Origin of the sequence: Halomonas sp. H10-9-1 (genome assembly GCF_040147005.1) — a bacterium.
In the GTDB taxonomy this organism is placed as follows: domain Bacteria; phylum Pseudomonadota; class Gammaproteobacteria; order Pseudomonadales; family Halomonadaceae; genus Halomonas.
Window position 1 is genome coordinate 2,008,053 of the sequence record NZ_JAMSHO010000001.1, and the last position, 18,256, is coordinate 2,026,308.

Sequence of the window (18,256 nt, forward strand, 5' to 3'; positions counted from 1 at the left end):
CGAGTGCTGCCAGTTTTCGGACAGAGCGCCTAGGACTTCCTGCCGCGCGGCTTGCCACCCGGGGCAATGGCCTTGGCTCGTGAGCCCGAGGGGCGCCCCCCCTTGGGCTTGCCACCCGCCTGCTTGCCACCCGACTTCTTGGCTGTCGCCTTCGTTCCTGCCGGCTTCTTGCCGGGTACAGCGCCCTGCTCGCTCACCTTGCGCCTGGGAGGCCTGCCAGCGGCGGGCTTTCCGGCACTGGGGGCGGCGCCATCACCGCGGCGAGACGCACTCCGCTGCCCATTTGCTGCCTTGCCCGTCGACTTGCCTCCCGGCTTCCCGGCACCGCCCCTCGTGGCCTTGCCTGCCTTGCGGCGCGCCACACGACGCTCGGGCTGCTGGGCTTCGGAACGGGAGTGCTCGGTCATGGCGAGGATCGTCGACACCTCGGTAGGCGTCAGGTCCCGCCAGTCGCCGTTGGCCAGCCCCTTGAGCGAGACATTCATGATGCGGATGCGCTCCAGCTTCACCACCTCGTAGCCGAACACCTCGCACATGCGACGGATCTGGCGATTCAGCCCCTGGACCAGGGTGATGTTGAAGACGAAGCGGGACTCCCTGACCACGCGGCATTTCTTGGTGACCTCGCCGAGGATCGGCACGCCCCCTCCCATGCCGGCGATGAAGTCGTCGGTCACCGGCTTGTTGACGGTGACCCGATATTCCTTTTCGTGATTATTGCTGGCCCGCAGGATGCGGTTGACCAGGTCACCGTTATTGGTCAGGAAGATCAGCCCTTGGGAATCCTTGTCCAGCCGGCCGATGGGAAAGATCCGCGCGCCATGCTTGATGAAGTCGACGATATTGGCCTTTTCGACGGAGTCCGTGGTGCTGACGATGCCCACCGGCTTGTTCAGCGCGATGAACACCAGGTCCTCCTCCTCCAGTTCCAGGGGCTCGACGATCCGGCCATTGACCTTTACGACGCTGCCGGGGACGACCCGGTCACCCGGGGTGGCGCGGCGGCCATCGATCTGCACGTTGCCCTGCTCAATGTAGCGATCGGCCTCGCGCCGCGAACACATGCCGCTTTCGCTGATGTACTTGTTGATCCTTTTCGAGAGGGTCTGGGCCATGGGGTGGTATCCGCAGGGAGGTGGGCTGGTCACATCGAGCCCCCATTCTAGCAACTGCAGGCCAGGGCCTCGACCGAGCTCACCGCGCAGGCCCGGAGCACCAGGCCGCACCGCATCATTTCAGTGGCTTGTCGTTGAAACTTGTCCGCGGTCACTGCGCTGCAGCATCGACTGTGTTACACCTTGGGGCTCACCACCACGGGCTCATCATGCCCGCAGCCGGAGGTCACAGGATGTCCGAACCCCATGCCCAGAAGGCCATCGCCTGGCACGCCCGGCCCGCCCAGGAAGCCCTGGAACGTCTCGCGACCGACGGCAACGGGCTCCCCGCTCACGAGGCCCGCTCGCGGCTGGCACGCTTCGGCCCCAACCAGCTCCAGCGGGCCGAACCCCGCCCTGGCTGGAAACGCTTCCTCGATCAGCTCGCCAACGTGCTGATGCTGGTGCTGATCGGCGCCGGGGTGGCGAGCCTGGGCCTGGGCCACCGCCCGGACGCCATCGCCATCTTCGGCGTGGTGCTGGTCATCGCCCTGATCGGTTTCATTCAGGAGGGCAAGGCCGAGCAGGCGCTGGAGAGCATTCGCAACATGCTCGCGCCCCAGGCCAAGGTCCTGCGCGACGGCAAGCGCCAGACGATTCCCGCCGAAGAGCTGGTGCCGGGCGACGTGGTGCTGGTGGAGAGCGGTGACCGGGTGCCGGCGGACCTGCGCCTGCTGGAGGCCAGGCGGCTGCGCACCGAGGAGGCCTCGCTGACCGGCGAGTCCAGCGCGGTGGACAAGGATACCGCGCCGGTGGAGGCCGCGGCGGAGCTGGCCGAGCGCAGTGGAATGGCCTACGCCGGCACCATCGTGGTCCAGGGCACCGCCCGTGGCCTGGTGGTGGAGACCGGCACCCGCACCGAGCTGGGACGCATCTCCGAGATGCTGCGCGGGGTCGAGCAGCTCAAGACCCCCCTGCTGCGCCAGATCGATCGCGCCGGCCGGGCGCTGGCCCTGATCATCCTGGTGATCGCCCTGCTCACCGCGGCCTTCGGCGTGCTGGTCCATGGCCAGCCCGTCGGCGACATGTTCATGGCCGCGGTGGGCCTGGCGGTGGCGGCCATCCCCGAGGGCATGCCGGCCATCGTCACCATCGGCCTGGCGCTGGGGGTGCAGGCCATGGCCCGCCACAATGCCATCATCCGCCGCCTGCCGGCGGTGGAAACCCTGGGCTCCATCTCCACCATCTTCTCCGACAAGACCGGCACCCTCACCCGCAACGAGATGACCGCCCAGGCGATCTGGCTTCCCCAGGGCGAGATCCGCATCGACGGCACCGGCTTCGCTCCCCAGGGCGACTTCCACGCCGTGGGTGTCGACGGCGAGCCCCTGGCGGCGCTGGACCTCGACGACCAGCCTGCCCTGCGCCACTTCCTCAAGGTCGGGGTGCTGTGCAACGACGCCGAGCTGGCCCACGAGGAGGGTCACTGGAAGATCCACGGCGACCCCACCGAGGGGGCCCTGGTCGTGGCGGCGGCCAAGGCGGGCCTGGAGGCACGCCCCCTGCGCGGCGACCACGACCGCCAGGACGCCATCCCCTTCGAGTCCGCACGCAAGTACATGGCCACCCTCCACGAGGTCGACGGCAGGAACCGCCTGCTGGTCAAGGGGGCCCCGGACCGCCTGCTGGAGATGTGCCACCGGGTGCGACGCGAGGATGGCGAGGAGGACGAGCTGGAGCGCGCCGAGTGGGAGGCGCGCATCCATGCACTCTCCTCCCGGGGACTACGTGTGCTGGCGCTGGCCGAGAAGGCGATCGATGACGTCCAGGCGCTGGAGGATCATCACGCCGAGGACGGGCTGGTGCTGCTGGGCCTGGTGGGCCTGCTCGACCCGCCCCGCGACGAGGCCATCGAGGCGGTCAGGGAGTGCCTGGCCGCCGGCATCCGCCCGGTGATGATCACCGGCGACCACGCGGTGACCGCCCTGGCCATCGCCCGCCAGTTGGGCTTCGTGCACACCCAGCGCGCCATCAGCGGCCGCGAGATCGAGGCGATGTCCGACGCCGAGCTCGCCGAGGTGGTCCTCGAGGTGGATGTCTTCGCCCGGGCGGCACCGGAACACAAGCTGCGCCTGGTGCAGGCCATGCAGGCCCACGGCGGCATCTGCGCCATGACCGGCGACGGAGTCAACGACGGCCCGGCGCTCAAGCGCGCCGACGTCGGCGTGGCCATGGGCATCCAGGGCACCGAGGCGGCCAAGGAGGCCGCGGAGATGGTGCTCGCCGACGACAACTTCGCCACCATCGTCGGCGCCATCCGCGAGGGCCGCAAGGTCTACGACAATATCCGCAAGACCATCACCTACCTGCTGCCCACCAACGGCGCCCAGGGCCTGGCGATCCTGCTCGCCGTGCTGGCCGGCAGCCAGCTGCCGGTAACCCCGGTCCAGGCGCTGTGGGTCAACATGGTAGTGGCGGTGACCCTGGGCCTGGCGCTGGCCTTCGAGAAGGGCGAGGCGGACCTGATGCGCCGCCGCCCCCGCGACCCCGACGCCGCGCTGCTCGACCTCTTCCTGCTGTGGCGGGTCGGCTTCGTCTCCCTGCTGTTGCTGCTCGGCGTGTTCGGGGTCTTCTCGTGGATCCTCAACGCCCAGGGGGGAAGCATCGAGCAGGCCCGCGCGGGGGCGGTGAACATGCTGGTGGTGGGCAGTGCCGCCTACCTGATCAACAGCCGCTTCCTCACCGCCAGCACCCTCTCCTTGCAGGGGATCTTCGGCAGCAAGCCGATATGGGGCTCCATCGCTGCCGTGACAGCATTGCAGCTAGGCTGGACCTACCTGCCGTTCATGCAACGGGTATTCGGCGCCGAAGGGCTGGCCTCGAGCCATTGGCTGGCGATCGTGGCGGTGGGTGTGGCCATCTACCTGGCGGTGGAGCTGGAAAAATGGGTGCTAAGGCGGCGGCGCCACGGCGCCTAGCCGGCAGCCCCAGGGCTCGGCCACCGTCGTTGGGCCTCCACGGATCCATGCCGCTGTCGCCACCGAACGGCGCCGCCCAGGCCGAGCATCAGTGCTCGCGGCGCAGCACCACGCTGAGGTTATTGGCCGGCATCTCCACGATCCGCACGAGGCGCAGCCCGTGAGCTTCCGCCGTGGCGACCACGGCCTCGAGATCGCGCACGCCCCAGCGCGCATCCCGCGCCTTCAGGTCGGCATCGAAGGCCGCATTGCTCGGCGCCGTATGCTGGCCGGCCCGTCGATAGGGGCCATACAGGTAGAGCACGCCGCCCGGCACCAGGCGCTTACCGGCATGCGCCATCAGCGCCTCGCTGACGCTCCAGGGTGAAATGTGCACCAGGTTGATGGCGACGATGGCGTCGACCTCCGCGCCCGGCCACTCGGCGGTCACGTCGAAGGCGATCGGCGCGCCAAGGTTGGGCGTACCAGCGGCCCTGCGCCAGGCCGCGATGGAGGCCAGGGCGCGCGGATCGGTATCGCTGGGCTGCCAGTGCCAGCCCGGCATGGCAGCGGCGCAGTGCAGCGCGTGCTCGCCGCTGCCGCTGGCCAGTTCCAGCACCCGGGCAGACTCGGGCAGCGACTCGCGCAGCACCGTCAGGATCGGGTCGCGATTGCGGGCAGCGGCGGGACTCTGTAGGCGGTCGTCGGTCATGGGGCCTCCCGGCGGTTGATGGCGCAGGCCGGCTAGTCACCCGCACCGAGATGATGGCGGCGCCCGGAGATCACCTTGTCGATGATGACCTCAGGGGGCGATGGATGATCGCATGGATCGCCTCCTCACGCTCGTCATCGACGTCGCTCACCACGGCGACGCGGCGCTCAGCACGACCTTCACTACCCAAGGACGACCACCGCGAGTGGCGTCCGGGCCCCTGATGGTTACAATGTGCGGCTTGTCTTTAGCCAACTAAAAAAACGTCCCCGCAAGGAATCCTCATGAACGCCATTGTGCTTTCCATCCTGATCATGGTCACCCTCAGCCTAATGCGGGTCTCGGTGGTCTTCGCCTTGATCGCCGCCGCGGTGGTCGGCGGGCTCTATGCCGGCCTGCCGGCCGGCGAGATCGTCACCGCCTTCAACGACGGCCTCGGCAACGGCGCGCCGGTGGCCCTGGCCTACGCCACCCTGGGCGCCTTCGCGGTGATGCTGTCGCGCTCGGGGATCACCCAGCGACTCTCGGGCCGGGTGATCGCCAGCTTCCAGGGCGGCGCCCACAGCCCGACCCATGCGCGGCTGGTGACCTGGGGCCTGTTCGTATGCCTGATCCTGGCCGGCTTTATCTCGGGCACCCTGATCCCGGTGCATATCGCCTTCATCCCGATCCTGGTACCGCCGCTGCTGCTGGTGATGAACCACCTGGACCTGGACCGCCGCGCCGTGGCCTGCGCCATCACCTTCAGCATCACGGTGATGTACATGACCACGCCGATCGGCTTCGGAGTGATCTTTCTCAACGATATCCTGATGGCCAACGTCAACCAGGCCGGCGAGGCCGCGGGACTGGTGGTCACCCGGGACATGCCGCCACGCGCGATGCTGATTCCGGCGCTGGGCATGTGCCTGGGGCTGCTGGTGGCGATCTTCGTCAGCTACCGCCGCAAGCGCGCCTATCAGGATCAGCCGCTGTCGAGCATGGAGCAGATCCCTGCGGCCTCGGCGCTCGCCCCCTGGCAGCTCGGCGGCATCGTGCTGGCACTGGTGGTGGCCCTGGTGGTCCAGGTGTGGAGCGGCTCGATGATCTTCGGCGGCCTCACCGGCTTCGCGCTGCTGTCGCTGTGCGGCATCGTCCACTGGAACGAGCAGGACACCGTCTTCACCCAGGGCATGCGGCTGATGGCGATGGTCGGCTTCATCATGATTGCCGCCGCCGGCTTCGCCGGGGTGATGAAGGCCACCGGCGAGGTGCCCGCCCTGGTGGAGAGCTCGGTGACGCTGATCGGCGACAACCGTGGCCTCGCCGCCCTGGTGATGCTGCTGGTGGGTCTGTTCATCACCATGGGCATCGGCTCGTCATTCTCGACCATTCCGATCATCGCCACCCTCTACGTGCCGATGTGCCTGAGCTTCGGCTTCTCGCCGCTGGCCACCACGGCGCTGGTCGGCACCGCCGCCGCCCTGGGCGACGCCGGCTCCCCGGCCTCCGACTCCACCCTGGGGCCCACTGCCGGTCTCAACGCCGACGGCCAGCACGACCATATCTGGGACACCGTCGTGCCCACCTTCCTGCACTTCAACCTGCCGCTGATCGCCTTCGGCTGGCTCGCGGCCATGACCCTCTGACGCCAGGAGCGCGCCCATGACACAGCCCTCATCCCCCATCGCCACCCGCGTCACCGCCGAGATCGTCGAGGCCTTCGCCCGCGACGGCGCCGTGGTCATTCGCGGCCTGTTCAACGCCGACTGGATCGCCGAGCTGACCGCCGGCATCGAGGATAACCTGGCCCACCCAAGCCCCCGGGCCAAGGTCGCCAGCCGGCCCGACGACCCCGGCTGGTTCTTCGAGGATTTCAGCAACTGGCAGCACAACCCTGCCTATCGGCGCTTCATCTTCGACTCCGGGGTCGGCGAGGTCGCAGCCCGCTTGATGGACAGCCGCGAGGCGCGCCTCTACCACGACCACCTGCTGGTCAAGGAGCCCGGCACGCGCCAGCGCACCCCCTGGCATCAGGACCAGCCCTACTACAACGTTGAGGGCCATCAGAACGTCAGCATGTGGCTGCCGGTGGACCCGGTCTCCCGGGCCGACAGCCTGGAGTTCGTGGCGGGCTCGCACCGCGGCCCCTGGCTGATGCCGCGCACCTTCATGGACCATCAGGCCAAGTGGTTCCCCGAGGGCAGCCTCGAGGAGCTGCCGGACATCGAGGCTCGGCGTGACGCCTACCCCATTCTCGGCTGGGCGCTGGAGCCCGGCGATGCGGTGTTCTTCAACATGTTGACCCTGCATGCCGCCGCCGGGGTCAGCGGCACCCATCGCCGCCGGGCCTTCTCGCTGCGCTTCCTCGGCGACGACATGGTCCATGCGCCGCGCAGCTGGACCACCTCGCCGCCCTTCCCCGGCCTCGACCAGGAACTGCCGGCGGGCGTGCCGATGGATCATCCGCTGTTTCCGCGCCTGGTATAGGCCAGGCGCTTGTGCGGCCGCACCTTCAGCCTCCGCGGCCGCAGCGGGCCTTGACGATGCGCGCTGCCGCAGGAGCCGCCTGTCGTTAAGTGACGAGACCGATCCTCGCCGCCTAGCGGCGGCGGGTACGCGCGGTGGCCTCGGCGGACCAGGGGTCCTCGGGCCACGGATGCTTGGGGTAGCGGCCGCGCATCTCGCGGCGCACCTCGGCATAGCCGCCCGCCCAGAAGCTCGCCAGGTCAGCAGTGACCTGCAGTGGGCGACGCGCCGGCGAGAGCAGGTGCAGCAGCACCGCCACACGCCCATCGGCCACCCGCGGCGACGCCCCCCAGCCGAAGCACTCCTGCAGCTTGACCGCCAGCACCGGCGGCTTGCCCTCAAGGCAAGGCGCGTAGTCGACCCGATGACGCGCACCGCTGGGCACCAGCAGGTATTCCGGGGCGTGCTCATCGAGGCGCGCACGCAGCCCCCAGTCGAGGGTCTCCAGCAGCAGCCGCGAGAGTGGCAGGCGCGCCACGGCGTCCAGGCGGGTGATGCCGTCGAGGTGCGGGCCAAGCCAGCTCTCGAGGGTCTCGAGCAAGGCCTCTTCCGAGACATCGGGCCAGTCGTCGCCCAGGGTGCGGCGCAGCAGCGCCAGGCGGCCACGCAGTTGGATGAACGCCTCGCTTGCCGGCAGGCCTCGGCGGCGCAGCGCCTCGAGCAGGGCCTCCCGCACCGCCTCCGGTGGCAACGCCTGGAGCGCTCGGCGCTCGAGCACCACGGCCCCCAGGCCACGCACCTGCTCGCCGATGAGGCGGCCCTGCGCATCCGACCACTCCAGGCGAGTGCGCCACTCGGCGCACTCGGGATAGAGCGCCTCCAGCCGCTCGACGCCCAACGCTACCGCCCGAAAGATCCGCGCCCCGCTCGCCTCCCCCGAGAGCTCCGCGGCCACCAGCAACTCGGCATGGGCCAGTGGGTGCGCCTCGGGCAGGGTCGCGAGTCCCCCGGCGGCCAGGCGGAAGCGCCCTGGTGCGTCGCCGCGCTGGGCGATGCGCTCCGGATAGGCGACCGCCAGCAGCGCCCCCAGCGGAGCCAGGCTCGCCACCTCGAGGCGCACGCCGGCGAGGCGGGCCAGCCGCTCGGCATCGCGCCGCCACTGGCGATGGGCCCCGCGGTCGCGAAGACGGACATCCAATGCCCGCTCGAGGTCACGCTCGTCATCCAGGCCGCGCTGCTCGAGTGCCGCCACCAGGGCGCAGGCCAGCGCCACCGCGTCGAGTTCGGCGGCACGCTCCAGCATCGCCGCCAGGCGCGGATGGGTGGGCCAGCGGGCGGCGGCCCGACCCCGCTCGGTCAGATGATAGGCGTCATCGAGCAGGGCCAGGCGGTGCAGCAGGTCGCGACCCGCGGCCAGCGCCGCCTCGGGCGGCGGGGTTACCCAGGCCAGGCTTGCGGGATCGGTGATACCCCAGCGGGCCAGCTCGAAGGCCAGCGGCGCCAGGTCCGCCTGGCGAATCTCTGGCTCACCGTGGGGCACCAACGGCTGCTCCTCGGCCCACAGCCGCAGGCAGAGGCCAGGGCCCTGACGGCCGGCGCGCCCGCGACGCTGGTCGGCGCTGGCGCGATTGACGCGGCGGGTCTCGAGTCGGGTCAGGCCGCTCCTGGGCTGGAACACCGGCACCCGCTCGAGACCGGCGTCCATGACCAGGCGGACGCCATCCACGGTGACGCTGGATTCGGCGATGGCGGTGGCCAGCACTACCCGCCGGCGCCCTTCGGTGTCCGGACACAGGGCGCGGCGCTGCGCCTCGAGGGGCAGGCGGCCGTGCAGCTCCATCACGGCGAGCTCGGCTGCCCGAGCGGCGAGCTCGCGGGCCAGGCGGCGGATCTCCGCCACCCCGGGGAGGATCACCAGGGCATCCCCCGGCTGTTCGGTCATCGCCTCGAGCAGCACCCTGGCCTGCTGGGGCGCGGTGTCTTCGCGGCTGGTGAGGGCGCGGTAGCGGGTGGCGACGGGAAAGCTGCGCCCCGGGCAGTCGATCACCGGGGTGTCGCCGCCCAGTACCCCGAGCAGGGCACCGACATCCAGGGTTGCCGACATCACCAGCAGGCGCAGGTCGTCGCGCACCGACTGGGCATCCAGTGCCAGCGCCAGCCCCAGGTCTGCCTCGAGGCTGCGCTCATGGAATTCATCGAAGATCACCCCGGCCACCCCTTCGAGCAGCGGGTCCTCCTGTAGCATCCGGGTCAGCACCCCCTGGGTGACCACCTCGAGCCGGGTGCCTGGGCCGACCCGGCTCTCGCCGCGCATCCGGTAGCCCACCGTCCCTCCCACGCCCTCGCCCAACTGCTCGGCCATAAAGCCGGCGGCCAGCCGCGCCGCCACCCGCCGCGGCTCCAGCAACAGCAGCCGGCCCTCGCGGGCCCAGGGCGCCTCCAGCAGGGCAAGTGGCACCCGGGTGGTCTTGCCGGCGCCGGGCTCGGCCACCAGCAGCACCCGGGCATGCTCCGCCAGGGCCTCATGGATCGCCGCGAGGCGTGCGTCGATGGGCAGGGACATGGGCGCCTCAGTCGGCAGGAGAGGTCCGCGGCTTGACGCCGCACCCCTTGAGGATCACTCGGGTCAGGAAGGCGGTGATCGCCTCCACGTCGGCGTCGCTCAGCGACTCGCGGTCGGTGATGCCGACCACCTGGGCCTCGAAGTCGGCGTAGTGCTGGGTGGCCGACCAGATCAGGAAGATCAGCCACACCGGGTCCACTGGGTCCATCAGGCCGCGCTCGGCCCACTGGCGGAAGATCGCCGCCCGCGCCTGCACCCAGTCGCGCAGGTCGCCGCGCAGGTACTCCTGCAGGAAGGGGGCGCCGCCCAGGATCTCGGCGGCGAACAGGCGCGAGCCTTCGGGATGGCGCCGCGAGAGGTGCATCTTGCTGCGGATGAAGGCCTCCAGCACCGCGGCCGGGTCGTCGTCCACGCAGATATCGTCGAGCAAGGCATTCCAGCGCGCCATCATCCGCTCCAGCAGGCGAACATAGAGGCCCCGCTTGCTGCCCATATAGTAGAGCACGTTGGACTTGGGCAGCCCCGCCTGCTCGGCGATGGCGGCCAGGCTGGCGCCACGGTAGCCGTGGGCGGCGAAGACCCGCTCGGCGGCGGCCAGGATCTCACGCTCGTTGCGCTCCCGGGTGGCGCCATTGCCACCCTCTGCCCTGGGGGTCACGGGGTCGTCGCCCTGGCTCATCAAGCGCCTCCTGGCCATGTGAAAGGTTGCGGCGAGTTTGCCGCATGCCCTGTAGGCGTGCAAACGGGCGTGCCTGGAACCTTGCAAAGCCCCCATGTCTGGACCATGCTGGAAGCATTCCTGACCGAACGGTCAATACACTCCCTGGCACGATCTCCCAAACAACAGAGACAAGGCGATGATCGACTTCCTGCTCAACGGGCGGCCCCACCGGTGTGAGGCCTCGCCCGACACCAGCGTGCTCGAGCTGCTGCGCGACACCCTCGGCCAGACCGGCACCAAGGAGGGCTGCGCCTCCGGCGACTGCGGCGCCTGCACCGTCGCCATCGGCGAGCGCGACGCCGATGGCCGGCTTCAGTATCAGGCCATCAACGCCTGCATCACCCCGGCCCACCAGCTCCACGGCCGCGCCCTGGTCAGCGTGGAGGGGCTGGCCCGGGGCGCTGACCTGCACCCCGCCCAGGCGGCCATGGTCGCGCATCACGCCAGCCAGTGCGGCTTCTGCACCCCGGGCATCGTGATGTCGCTCTTCACCCTGCACGAGGCGCGGCCGACTCCGCAGACCCCCGAGCGCCTGGAGGCGGCGCTAGGCGGCAACCTGTGCCGCTGCACCGGCTATCGCCCGATCCGCGATGCGGCGCTGGCCATGGGCGACTTCCCCGAGGCGCGCCCCGAGTGGCTCGACCTCGCCGTCGACGCCACGCCACCGCGACAGGAGCTGGAGCCCGAGGCCACCTTCGTCCAGCCGACCACCCTCGCGGCGCTGATCGATGAACGCCGCGCCCATCCCGAGGCGCCGCTCGTCGCCGGCGGCACCGATCTTTGGCTGGAGGTGACCCAGCGCCTGGCCCGCTTGCCGCGGGTGGTGGATGTCACCCGGGTCGCCGAGCTCGCGACTATCGTGGAGACGACCCTGGAGGATGGCCGCGCCGGCTGGTGGATCGGCGCTGCCGTGACCTACGCCCGCCTCGAGCCGCTGCTCGCCGGGCACTACCCGGCCTTCGCCCACATGCTGCACCGCCTGGGCTCGGCCCAGGTACGCAATCGCGGCACCCTGGGCGGCAACATCGCCAATGCCTCGCCCATCGGCGATACCCCGCCGGTACTGCTCGCCCTGGGCGCACGACTATGGCTGACGGGCCCCGGGAAGGGGACGGGAATGGCCGAACGCGAGCTGCCCCTCGACGACTTCTTCCTGGACTACAAGAAGACCGCCCTGAACTCGCACCAGGAGCACCAGGGCGAGGTGATCCGCGCCATCTTCCTGCCCCGCCCCGAGGCGGGACGCCAGCTCAGGGTCTGGAAGCTCTCCAAGCGTCGCGAGGACGACATCTCCGCGCTGCTGGGCGCCTTCGCCTGGCGCCTCGATGGGGGCGTGCTGCGCGACGTACGCCTCGCCTTCGGCGGCATGGCGGCGATTCCGAAGCGTGCCACGACCGCCGAGGCGGCGCTCGAGGGGCAGGCGCCGTCGCCCGCGGCCTTCGCGGCGGCCCGCACTGCCCTCGCGGAGGCGTTCCAGCCGCTGAGCGACGTGCGCGGCAGCGCCGACTACCGGCGCCTGGCGGCGGCCAACCTGCTGGAGCGCCTGCGCCTGGTGGTGACCCACGGCGACCAGGACCCGAACGAATCCCCAAGCACCCGGGAGGTGATGCTCGATGCGTACGCTCGCTAGGCTGGCACAGGCCGCCGCACCGGATACGACCCACCCGAAAGATCGTGCGTCGACGCGGCGGCGCGCCGCCGGCCACGCCTGCGCCCACGAGAGCGCGATCAAGCATGTCACCGGTCGGGCCGCCTACATCGACGACCTCAAGGTGCCGGCGGACTGCCTGCACCTGGCGCTTGCCCTCTCGCCGGCGGCCCACGGCCGGCTCGTTCACCTCGACCTCGAGCAAGTCCGCACCCTGCCGGGCGTGGTGGATGCCGTCGGCTTTCCCGATGTGCCCGGCCACACCGATATCGGCCCGGTCTTCCCCGGCGACCCCCTCTTCGTGGAAGAGGAGATCAGCTACGCCGGCCAGGTACTCTTTGCGGTGGCCGCCGAGAGCCAGCGCGCCGCCCGCGAGGCGGTAAAGGCGGCCCTCGACGCCGGCGTCGTCGAGATCGACGAGCGCCCGGCGAGCCTCGATGCGGTGGCCGCCGCCGAACGCGGCGAGTTCGTGCGCCCCAGCCACGTGCAGCAGAGCGGCGACTGGCAGGCCGCCCTGACCACGGCCCCCTTGGTCGTGGAGGGCGAGCAGTTCGTCGGCGGCCAGGAGCACTTCTACCTGGAGGGCCAGGCCTGCCTGGTCACCCCCACCGAGGACGAGGGCGTGGTGGTGCACACCTCCAACCAGCACCCCAGCGAGACCCAGAAGCTGGTCGCCGAGGTGCTGGGGGTGCCCCTGCACGCGGTCACCGTGGAGGTGCGGCGCATGGGCGGCGGCTTCGGCGGCAAGGAGACCCAGGCCTCGCCGTGGGCCTGTATCGCCGCCCTGATCAGCCGACGCACCGGCCGCGCGGCCAAGCTGCGCCTGCCCCGCGCCGAGGACATGCGCGTCACCGGCAAGCGCCACCCCTTCCATAACCGCTACCGGCTGGGGGTGGACGAGCGAGGCGTGATCCAGGGGGGCGAGATCAGCGTGATCGGCGATTGCGGCTACTCACCGGATCTCTCGGACGCCATCGTCGACCGCGCCATGTTCCACGCCGACAACGGCTACTCCCTGGGCCAGGCCCGGGTCACCGGCCACCGGGCGCGGACCCATTTCGCCTCCAACACCGCCTTCCGCGGCTTCGGTGGTCCCCAGGGCATGATGGCGATCGAGGCGGCCATGGATGACATCGCCCGGCGCGTGGGCGAGGATCCGTTGACGATCCGCAAGCGCAACCTCTATCGCGAGGCGCAGGACGACATCCGCCGCGATATCACCCACTATGGCCAGAACGTGGAGCAGCTCGGCCTGCTGCATGCGCTGGTGGAGCGGCTGGAAGCGAGCAGCGACTACTGGGCGCGCCGCCGCGAGATCGCCGCCTTCAACGCCCAGAGCCCGGTGATCAAGCGCGGCCTGGCGCTGACCCCGGTGAAGTTCGGCATCTCCTTCACCGCCCAGCACCTCAACCAGGCGGGCGCCCTGCTCCACGTCTATACCGACGGCAGCGTGCAGATCAACCACGGCGGCACCGAGATGGGCCAGGGGCTGCACACCAAGATCTGCCAGGTGGTGGCCCGGGAACTGGCGCTCGACCTCGACGCCGTGCGCATCACCGCCACGCGCACCGACAAGGTGCCCAACACCTCGCCCACCGCCGCCTCCAGCGGCGCCGACCTCAACGGCATGGCCGCCCGCGACGCCTGCCTGACACTCAAGGCGCGGCTGTTCGACTTCGCCGCCGAGCATCTTTACCCAGGTCAGGCCCTCGAGCGCGAGGGCATGCGCCTGGAGGACGGCCACCTGGTGGCGGGCTGGGGGGAAAGCGAGCGGCGCATCCCCTGGATCGAACTGGTGCAGGCGGCCTACTTCGGCCGGGTCTCACTCTCCGAGAAGGGCTTCTACGCCACTCCCCTGATCCATTACGACCGCCAGACCGGCCAGGGGCGCCCCTTCTACTACTTCGCCTTCGGCGCCGCCGTGGCCGAGGTGCGCGTGGACACCCTGAGCGGCGAGTACCGGGTGGAGCGGGTCGACATCCTCCACGACGTCGGCGACTCCCTCAATCCGGCCATCGACATCGGCCAGGTGGAGGGCGGCTTCATCCAGGGCATGGGCTGGCTGACCAGCGAGGAGCTGCGCTGGAACGACGCCGGGCGGCTGATCTCCGATGGTCCCGCCAGCTACAAGATCCCCACCTTCGGCGACCTGCCGCCCGTGTTCAACGTCGAACTGATGGAGGGCCACCCCAACTCCATGGCCAGCCTCTACCGCTCCAAGGCGGTGGGCGAGCCGCCCCTCATGCTGGCCATCTCGGTGTGGTCGGCGCTGCGCGACGCCCTGGCGAGCCTGGTCGACTATCGCCAGGCGCCACGGCTCGACACCCCGGCCACCCCGGAGCGGGTGTTGATGGCCGCCGCGGCGCTGCGCCGCCGCGGGGAGTCGACACCATGAGCGCGCGCGGCGAGAGCTGGCACGCTGCCCTGCACCGGCTGCAGGGCGAGGGACTGCCCCACGTCCTGGCCACCCAGGTCACCAGCGCCGGCTCCACCCCCCGGGAGCCCGGGGCGCGGATGGTGATCACCTTGGATGCCGTCTACGACACCCTGGGTGGCGGCACCTTCGAGTGGCAGACCATCGAGGCGGCCCGCCGCCGCCTGGACGGCCTCGATGGACAGCCAGAGCCCGGCATGAGCCTCGAGGCCTTCAGCCTCGGCGGGCGCAGCGGCCAGTGCTGCGGCGGCTTCGTCAATGTGCTGCTGGAGGTCTTCCCGGGCAGCCCGGTGACCCTGGCGCTATTCGGCGCCGGCCACGTCGGCCGCGAGATCGTGCGGCTGGCCGAGCCCCTGGGCTGGCGTATCCTGTGGCACGACAGCCGCGACGACGCCTTCCCGGCATGGGCCGGCGAGATCCCGCGCCTGGACTGCCGACGCACCACGGGGCCGGCCGCCGCCGTGGCCGGGCTGCCCGCCGGCTGCCACGCCCTGGTGATGACCCACGACCACGCCGAGGACCGCGCCCTGGTGGACGCACTGCTGCGTCGCGACGACACGGCCTCGCTGGGCCTGATCGGATCAAGGAGCAAGTGGGCCAGCTTCCGCTCGCGGCTGTCAGACGCCGGCCATGATGCCGAATCGCTGGCCCAGGTGCGCTGCCCGATCGGCATGTCGACAGGGGGGACGGGCGGCGACAAGCGCCCCTACGCCATCGCGCTTGCCACCCTCGCCGAGCTGCTGCCGCTGACGGCCGACGCTGAGCGCCCCGACCAGCGCGGCCTGGACCCCGCCGTGCTGCGTGACCTGTTCTAGCCGGCGACCCCGAACGATCCACTGTGCCCCGAAACGATGGCCAGCGGGCGCCGGGAATAGGCCGAAGAGGAGGTCATTTGCCAAGGATGGCAAATGTAGCGTCTAGGGAAGGATTCACAGCGCCTCCTCGAAGGCCTGTTGCCGGATGAGCCCGATGGCGGTAACAAACGAGCCCAAAAGATGACGAACAACGACTCGCGCGTGCTGCGCGCCGAACTGCTGAGCTTCGATGCCGACCCCGGCGACGACGATACCCCGGCACCGGGCAGCGTGCGCCACCACCCCGATGGCGCGGTATGGATCGAGAACGGCCGCATCCGCGCCGTGGACGACTACGCCACCCTGGCCCCCGACCTGCCCCCCGGCATCGAGATCATCGATCACCGCGGCAAGCTGATCACCCCCGGCTTCATCGACAGCCATGTCCACTACGTGCAGCTGGAGATCATCGCCTCCTACGGGCGTCAGCTGCTCGATTGGCTGAACGACTACACCTTCCCCGAGGAGCTGCGCTTCGCCGACCCCGACCACGCCGCGGCGCTCTCCGAGGCCTTCCTCGATGAACTGCTACGAGTCGGCACCACCACCGCCCAGGTGTTCTGCTCCAGCCACCCCGCCTCGGTGGACGCCTTCTTCGCCGCCAGCCACCGCCGTGGCCTGCGCATGCTCGCCGGCAAGGTGCTGATGGACCGCCACGCCCCCGCGGGGCTCACCGACGACCTCGAGGGCGGCATCCGCGACAGCGAGCGACTGATCGGCGACTGGCACGGCAAGGGGCGTCTCGGCTACAGCCTGACCCCGCGCTTCGCCCCCACCTCCACCCGCGCGCAGCTCGACGCCACCGGGGCGCTGCTGCGCAACGACGAAAGCCTGTGGCTGCAGACCCATCTGGCCGAGAACAGCGGCGAACTCGACTGGGTAGCCGAGCTCTTCCCGGGCAGCCGCGACTACCTCGAGGTCTACGAGCGCTCCGGCCTGGTGGGGCCGCGCAGCACCTTCGCCCACGGCATCCACCTCGACCAGGCGATGCGCGGCCGGCTCGCCGAACGCGGCGCCAACCTCGCCTTCTGCCCCAGCTCCAACCTGTTCCTCGGTAGCGGCCTGTTCGATCGCCGGGCGGCGCGGGAGATGGACCTCAACGTCACCTACGCCAGCGACGTGGGCGGCGGCACCGACCTCTCGGGGCTGGCCACGCTGAAGGCCGCCTACCAGGTCGGCCAGCTGCGCGGCCAGCCGCTCACCGCCTGGCAGGGGCTCTACGGCCTGACCCTGGGCAACGCCCGGGCACTCTCGCTGGATAAGCGCATCGGCCGCCTGGCGCCGGGCCTGGATGCCGACCTGGTGGTCCTCGACCCCGCAGCCACGCCGCTGCTGGCGCGACGCACCGCGCGCAGCCGCAGCCTGGCCGAGACCCTCTTCGCGCTGATGATGATGGGCGACGATCGCAGCGTCGCCGAGACCTGGGCGGGCGGGCGCCTGCAGCATCGCCGCGGGTGACTCGCTACCGAACTTCCCTGGAACGCGATGGCGTCCGCTTCCATGACAGTACAGGCAGGGTCCAGATGGCGAAGACTGTCGGGATGATTTCTTGATACAGGTCAAGCCACCCCCTTTCCCGAGTACTGCACTGGGTTGATTTATCACAAGGTAACTGAGTAACTGGCTGATATAAGGTTAAACGCCGATTAACGGCGTGCCTTGCCAGCGTCCGTGCCTTGCCACCGCTTGGATGTCAGTCACGGATGGATCATCAGCAGAAGGGGAACTGTCATGCTCAACAAGCGCCTGCTGGTCAGCGCCGTCGCCATCGGCTCGGCCCTTTCCATCTCGGCTCCGGCCCTGGCCGACGACGGGCTTAGCGACTATCGCGACCGCTTCGAGCCGCTGCCGCACCTGCCGCCGATCCCGGCGGACAACTCCCTCACCGCCGCCAAGGTAGAGCTCGGCAACATGCTGTTCTTCGAGCCGCGCATCTCCTCCAGCGGCGTGATCAGCTGTGCCACCTGCCACAACCCGGCGCTGGGCTGGAGCGATCGCATCCCTCGGGCCACCGGCCACGACGGCCAGATCGGCGAACGCAACACCCCCACGGTACTCAACTCAGGCTTCCTCGGCTCACAGTTCTGGGACGGCCGCGAGCCCGACCTCGAGGGGCAGTCCCTGGGTCCCATCGAGGCCAGCGTAGAGATGGCCATGGAACTGGGCCAGGCCCTGAAGCGTCTGGAGGACTTCGAGGTCTACCAGCAGAAGTTCGCTGCCGCCTACCCGGGCGACGAGAACCCGATCAATGCCGACAACCTGGCGCACGCCATCGCCAGCTTCGAGCGCACCCTCAATACCCCCGACTCACCCTTCGACCGCTACCTGCACGGCGACCTGGATGCCCTGAACGAGCAGCAGAAGGATGGCATGGTGGCCTTCGTGGACAACGGCTGCATCGCCTGCCACCGCGGCCCGGCGCTGACCGACAGCCAGTTCCACCGCATCCAGGTACCCGGCTCCACCGACGTCGGTCGCTTCGACGTCACCGGCGAGGAGAGCGATCGCCATCGCTTCCGTACCCCGACCCTGCGCAACGTCGCCGTCACCTACCCCTACATGAACAACGGCGCCACCGAGACCCTCGAGGAGGCCGTGGCCATCATGGGCAAGGAGATGCTGGGTCGTGACTTCGAGGAGCAGACCATCGCCGACATCACCGCCTTCCTGCACACCCTGACCGGCGAACAGCCGGACTATGAGGTGCCGGCCCTACCGTGACCCCGATAGCGGTCCCATACGGGCCGGTCCTTTACCGACGACAAGGCCAGGCGGGCCCCGGGAGCACTCCCGGGGCCGCCTTGGGTATGGGCAAGCGGGTCGCG

At 70.2% G+C, this 18,256-nt stretch carries 12 protein-coding genes; 8 read left to right on the forward strand and 4 right to left on the reverse strand.

Going from position 1 to position 18,256, the window contains the following annotated elements:
* Positions 1–29: 29 nt before the first annotated feature.
* Positions 30–1,115: a 23S rRNA pseudouridine(2604) synthase RluF gene (gene rluF, locus NFH66_RS09275; protein ID WP_349610042.1), complete on the reverse strand. Its 1,086-nt coding sequence runs from the start codon at positions 1,113–1,115 to the stop codon at positions 30–32.
* Positions 1,116–1,348: 233 nt separating this feature from the next.
* Here rluF and NFH66_RS09280 point away from each other — a divergent pair, with 233 nt between their 5' ends.
* The gene (locus NFH66_RS09280) at positions 1,349–4,072 is read left to right on the forward strand and encodes a cation-translocating P-type ATPase (RefSeq protein ID WP_349610043.1); all 2,724 of its coding nucleotides are present in this window, start codon (positions 1,349–1,351) and stop codon (positions 4,070–4,072) included.
* Between the two features lie 88 nt (positions 4,073–4,160).
* On the opposite strand, the gene NFH66_RS09285 is transcribed toward NFH66_RS09280, so the two are convergent.
* Positions 4,161–4,763: a DUF938 domain-containing protein gene (locus tag NFH66_RS09285; protein WP_349610044.1), complete on the reverse strand. Its 603-nt coding sequence runs from the start codon at positions 4,761–4,763 to the stop codon at positions 4,161–4,163.
* A 284-nt stretch (positions 4,764–5,047) separates the two neighbouring features.
* Between NFH66_RS09285 and NFH66_RS09290 the strand changes: the two genes are divergently transcribed.
* Together NFH66_RS09290 and NFH66_RS09295 are read left to right on the forward strand one after the other, a co-directional pair.
* Positions 5,048–6,391, forward strand: a complete 1,344-nt coding sequence (locus NFH66_RS09290) for a Na+/H+ antiporter family protein (RefSeq protein ID WP_349610045.1) — start codon at positions 5,048–5,050, stop codon at positions 6,389–6,391.
* A gap of 16 nt (positions 6,392–6,407) precedes the next feature.
* Positions 6,408–7,232 (forward strand): phytanoyl-CoA dioxygenase family protein, encoded by an 825-nt coding sequence (locus tag NFH66_RS09295; RefSeq protein WP_349610046.1) that lies wholly within the window; start codon positions 6,408–6,410, stop codon positions 7,230–7,232.
* Positions 7,233–7,344: 112 nt separating this feature from the next.
* Here the strand turns inward: NFH66_RS09295 and hrpB are convergent, their stop codons facing one another.
* Positions 7,345–9,774, reverse strand: coding sequence for an ATP-dependent helicase HrpB (gene hrpB, locus NFH66_RS09300; protein WP_349610047.1), 2,430 nt, complete (start codon positions 9,772–9,774; stop codon positions 7,345–7,347).
* Positions 9,775–9,781: 7 nt separating this feature from the next.
* Complete coding sequence (locus tag NFH66_RS09305) at positions 9,782–10,453, reverse strand: TetR/AcrR family transcriptional regulator (RefSeq protein WP_349610048.1); 672 nt, start codon at positions 10,451–10,453, stop codon at positions 9,782–9,784.
* A gap of 178 nt (positions 10,454–10,631) precedes the next feature.
* On the opposite strand from NFH66_RS09305, the gene xdhA reads away from it, so the two are divergent.
* The 5 genes from xdhA to NFH66_RS09330 all read left to right on the forward strand — a co-directional run bounded on the left by xdhA (position 10,632) and on the right by NFH66_RS09330 (position 18,152).
* Positions 10,632–12,125 carry a xanthine dehydrogenase small subunit gene (gene xdhA, locus NFH66_RS09310; RefSeq protein WP_349610049.1) on the forward strand — a complete coding sequence of 498 codons (1,494 nt, stop codon included), beginning with the start codon at positions 10,632–10,634 and terminating at the stop codon, positions 12,123–12,125.
* A complete protein-coding gene (xdhB, locus tag NFH66_RS09315; RefSeq protein WP_349610050.1) occupies positions 12,109–14,538 on the forward strand; it encodes a xanthine dehydrogenase molybdopterin binding subunit in 2,430 nt (809 codons plus the stop codon). Before xdhA ends, xdhB begins: the two co-directional genes overlap by 17 nt.
* Positions 14,535–15,392, forward strand: coding sequence for a xanthine dehydrogenase accessory protein XdhC (gene xdhC / locus NFH66_RS09320; protein WP_349610051.1), 858 nt, complete (start codon positions 14,535–14,537; stop codon positions 15,390–15,392). Before xdhB ends, xdhC begins: the two co-directional genes overlap by 4 nt.
* 180 nt (positions 15,393–15,572) lie before the next feature.
* A complete protein-coding gene (gene guaD, locus NFH66_RS09325) occupies positions 15,573–16,889 on the forward strand; it encodes a guanine deaminase (RefSeq protein WP_349610052.1) in 1,317 nt (438 codons plus the stop codon).
* Between the two features lie 273 nt (positions 16,890–17,162).
* A complete protein-coding gene (locus NFH66_RS09330; protein WP_349610053.1) occupies positions 17,163–18,152 on the forward strand; it encodes a cytochrome-c peroxidase in 990 nt (329 codons plus the stop codon).
* Positions 18,153–18,256: the final 104 nt, after the last annotated feature.

Coding starts and splice junctions, on each gene's coding strand:
- xdhC (WP_349610051.1), top strand. CDS start 14,535: ATGAGCGCGCGCGGCGAGAGCTGGCACGCTGCCCTGCACCGGCTGCAG.
- xdhA (WP_349610049.1), top strand. CDS start 10,632: ATGATCGACTTCCTGCTCAACGGGCGGCCCCACCGGTGTGAGGCCTCG.
- NFH66_RS09285 (WP_349610044.1), bottom strand. CDS start 4,763: ATGACCGACGACCGCCTACAGAGTCCCGCCGCTGCCCGCAATCGCGAC.
- NFH66_RS09330 (WP_349610053.1), top strand. CDS start 17,163: ATGCTCAACAAGCGCCTGCTGGTCAGCGCCGTCGCCATCGGCTCGGCC.
- rluF (WP_349610042.1), bottom strand. CDS start 1,115: ATGGCCCAGACCCTCTCGAAAAGGATCAACAAGTACATCAGCGAAAGC.
- NFH66_RS09280 (WP_349610043.1), top strand. CDS start 1,349: ATGTCCGAACCCCATGCCCAGAAGGCCATCGCCTGGCACGCCCGGCCC.
- hrpB (WP_349610047.1), bottom strand. CDS start 9,774: ATGTCCCTGCCCATCGACGCACGCCTCGCGGCGATCCATGAGGCCCTG.
- guaD (WP_349610052.1), top strand. CDS start 15,573: ATGACGAACAACGACTCGCGCGTGCTGCGCGCCGAACTGCTGAGCTTC.
- NFH66_RS09295 (WP_349610046.1), top strand. CDS start 6,408: ATGACACAGCCCTCATCCCCCATCGCCACCCGCGTCACCGCCGAGATC.
- NFH66_RS09305 (WP_349610048.1), bottom strand. CDS start 10,453: ATGAGCCAGGGCGACGACCCCGTGACCCCCAGGGCAGAGGGTGGCAAT.
- xdhB (WP_349610050.1), top strand. CDS start 12,109: ATGCGTACGCTCGCTAGGCTGGCACAGGCCGCCGCACCGGATACGACC.
- NFH66_RS09290 (WP_349610045.1), top strand. CDS start 5,048: ATGAACGCCATTGTGCTTTCCATCCTGATCATGGTCACCCTCAGCCTA.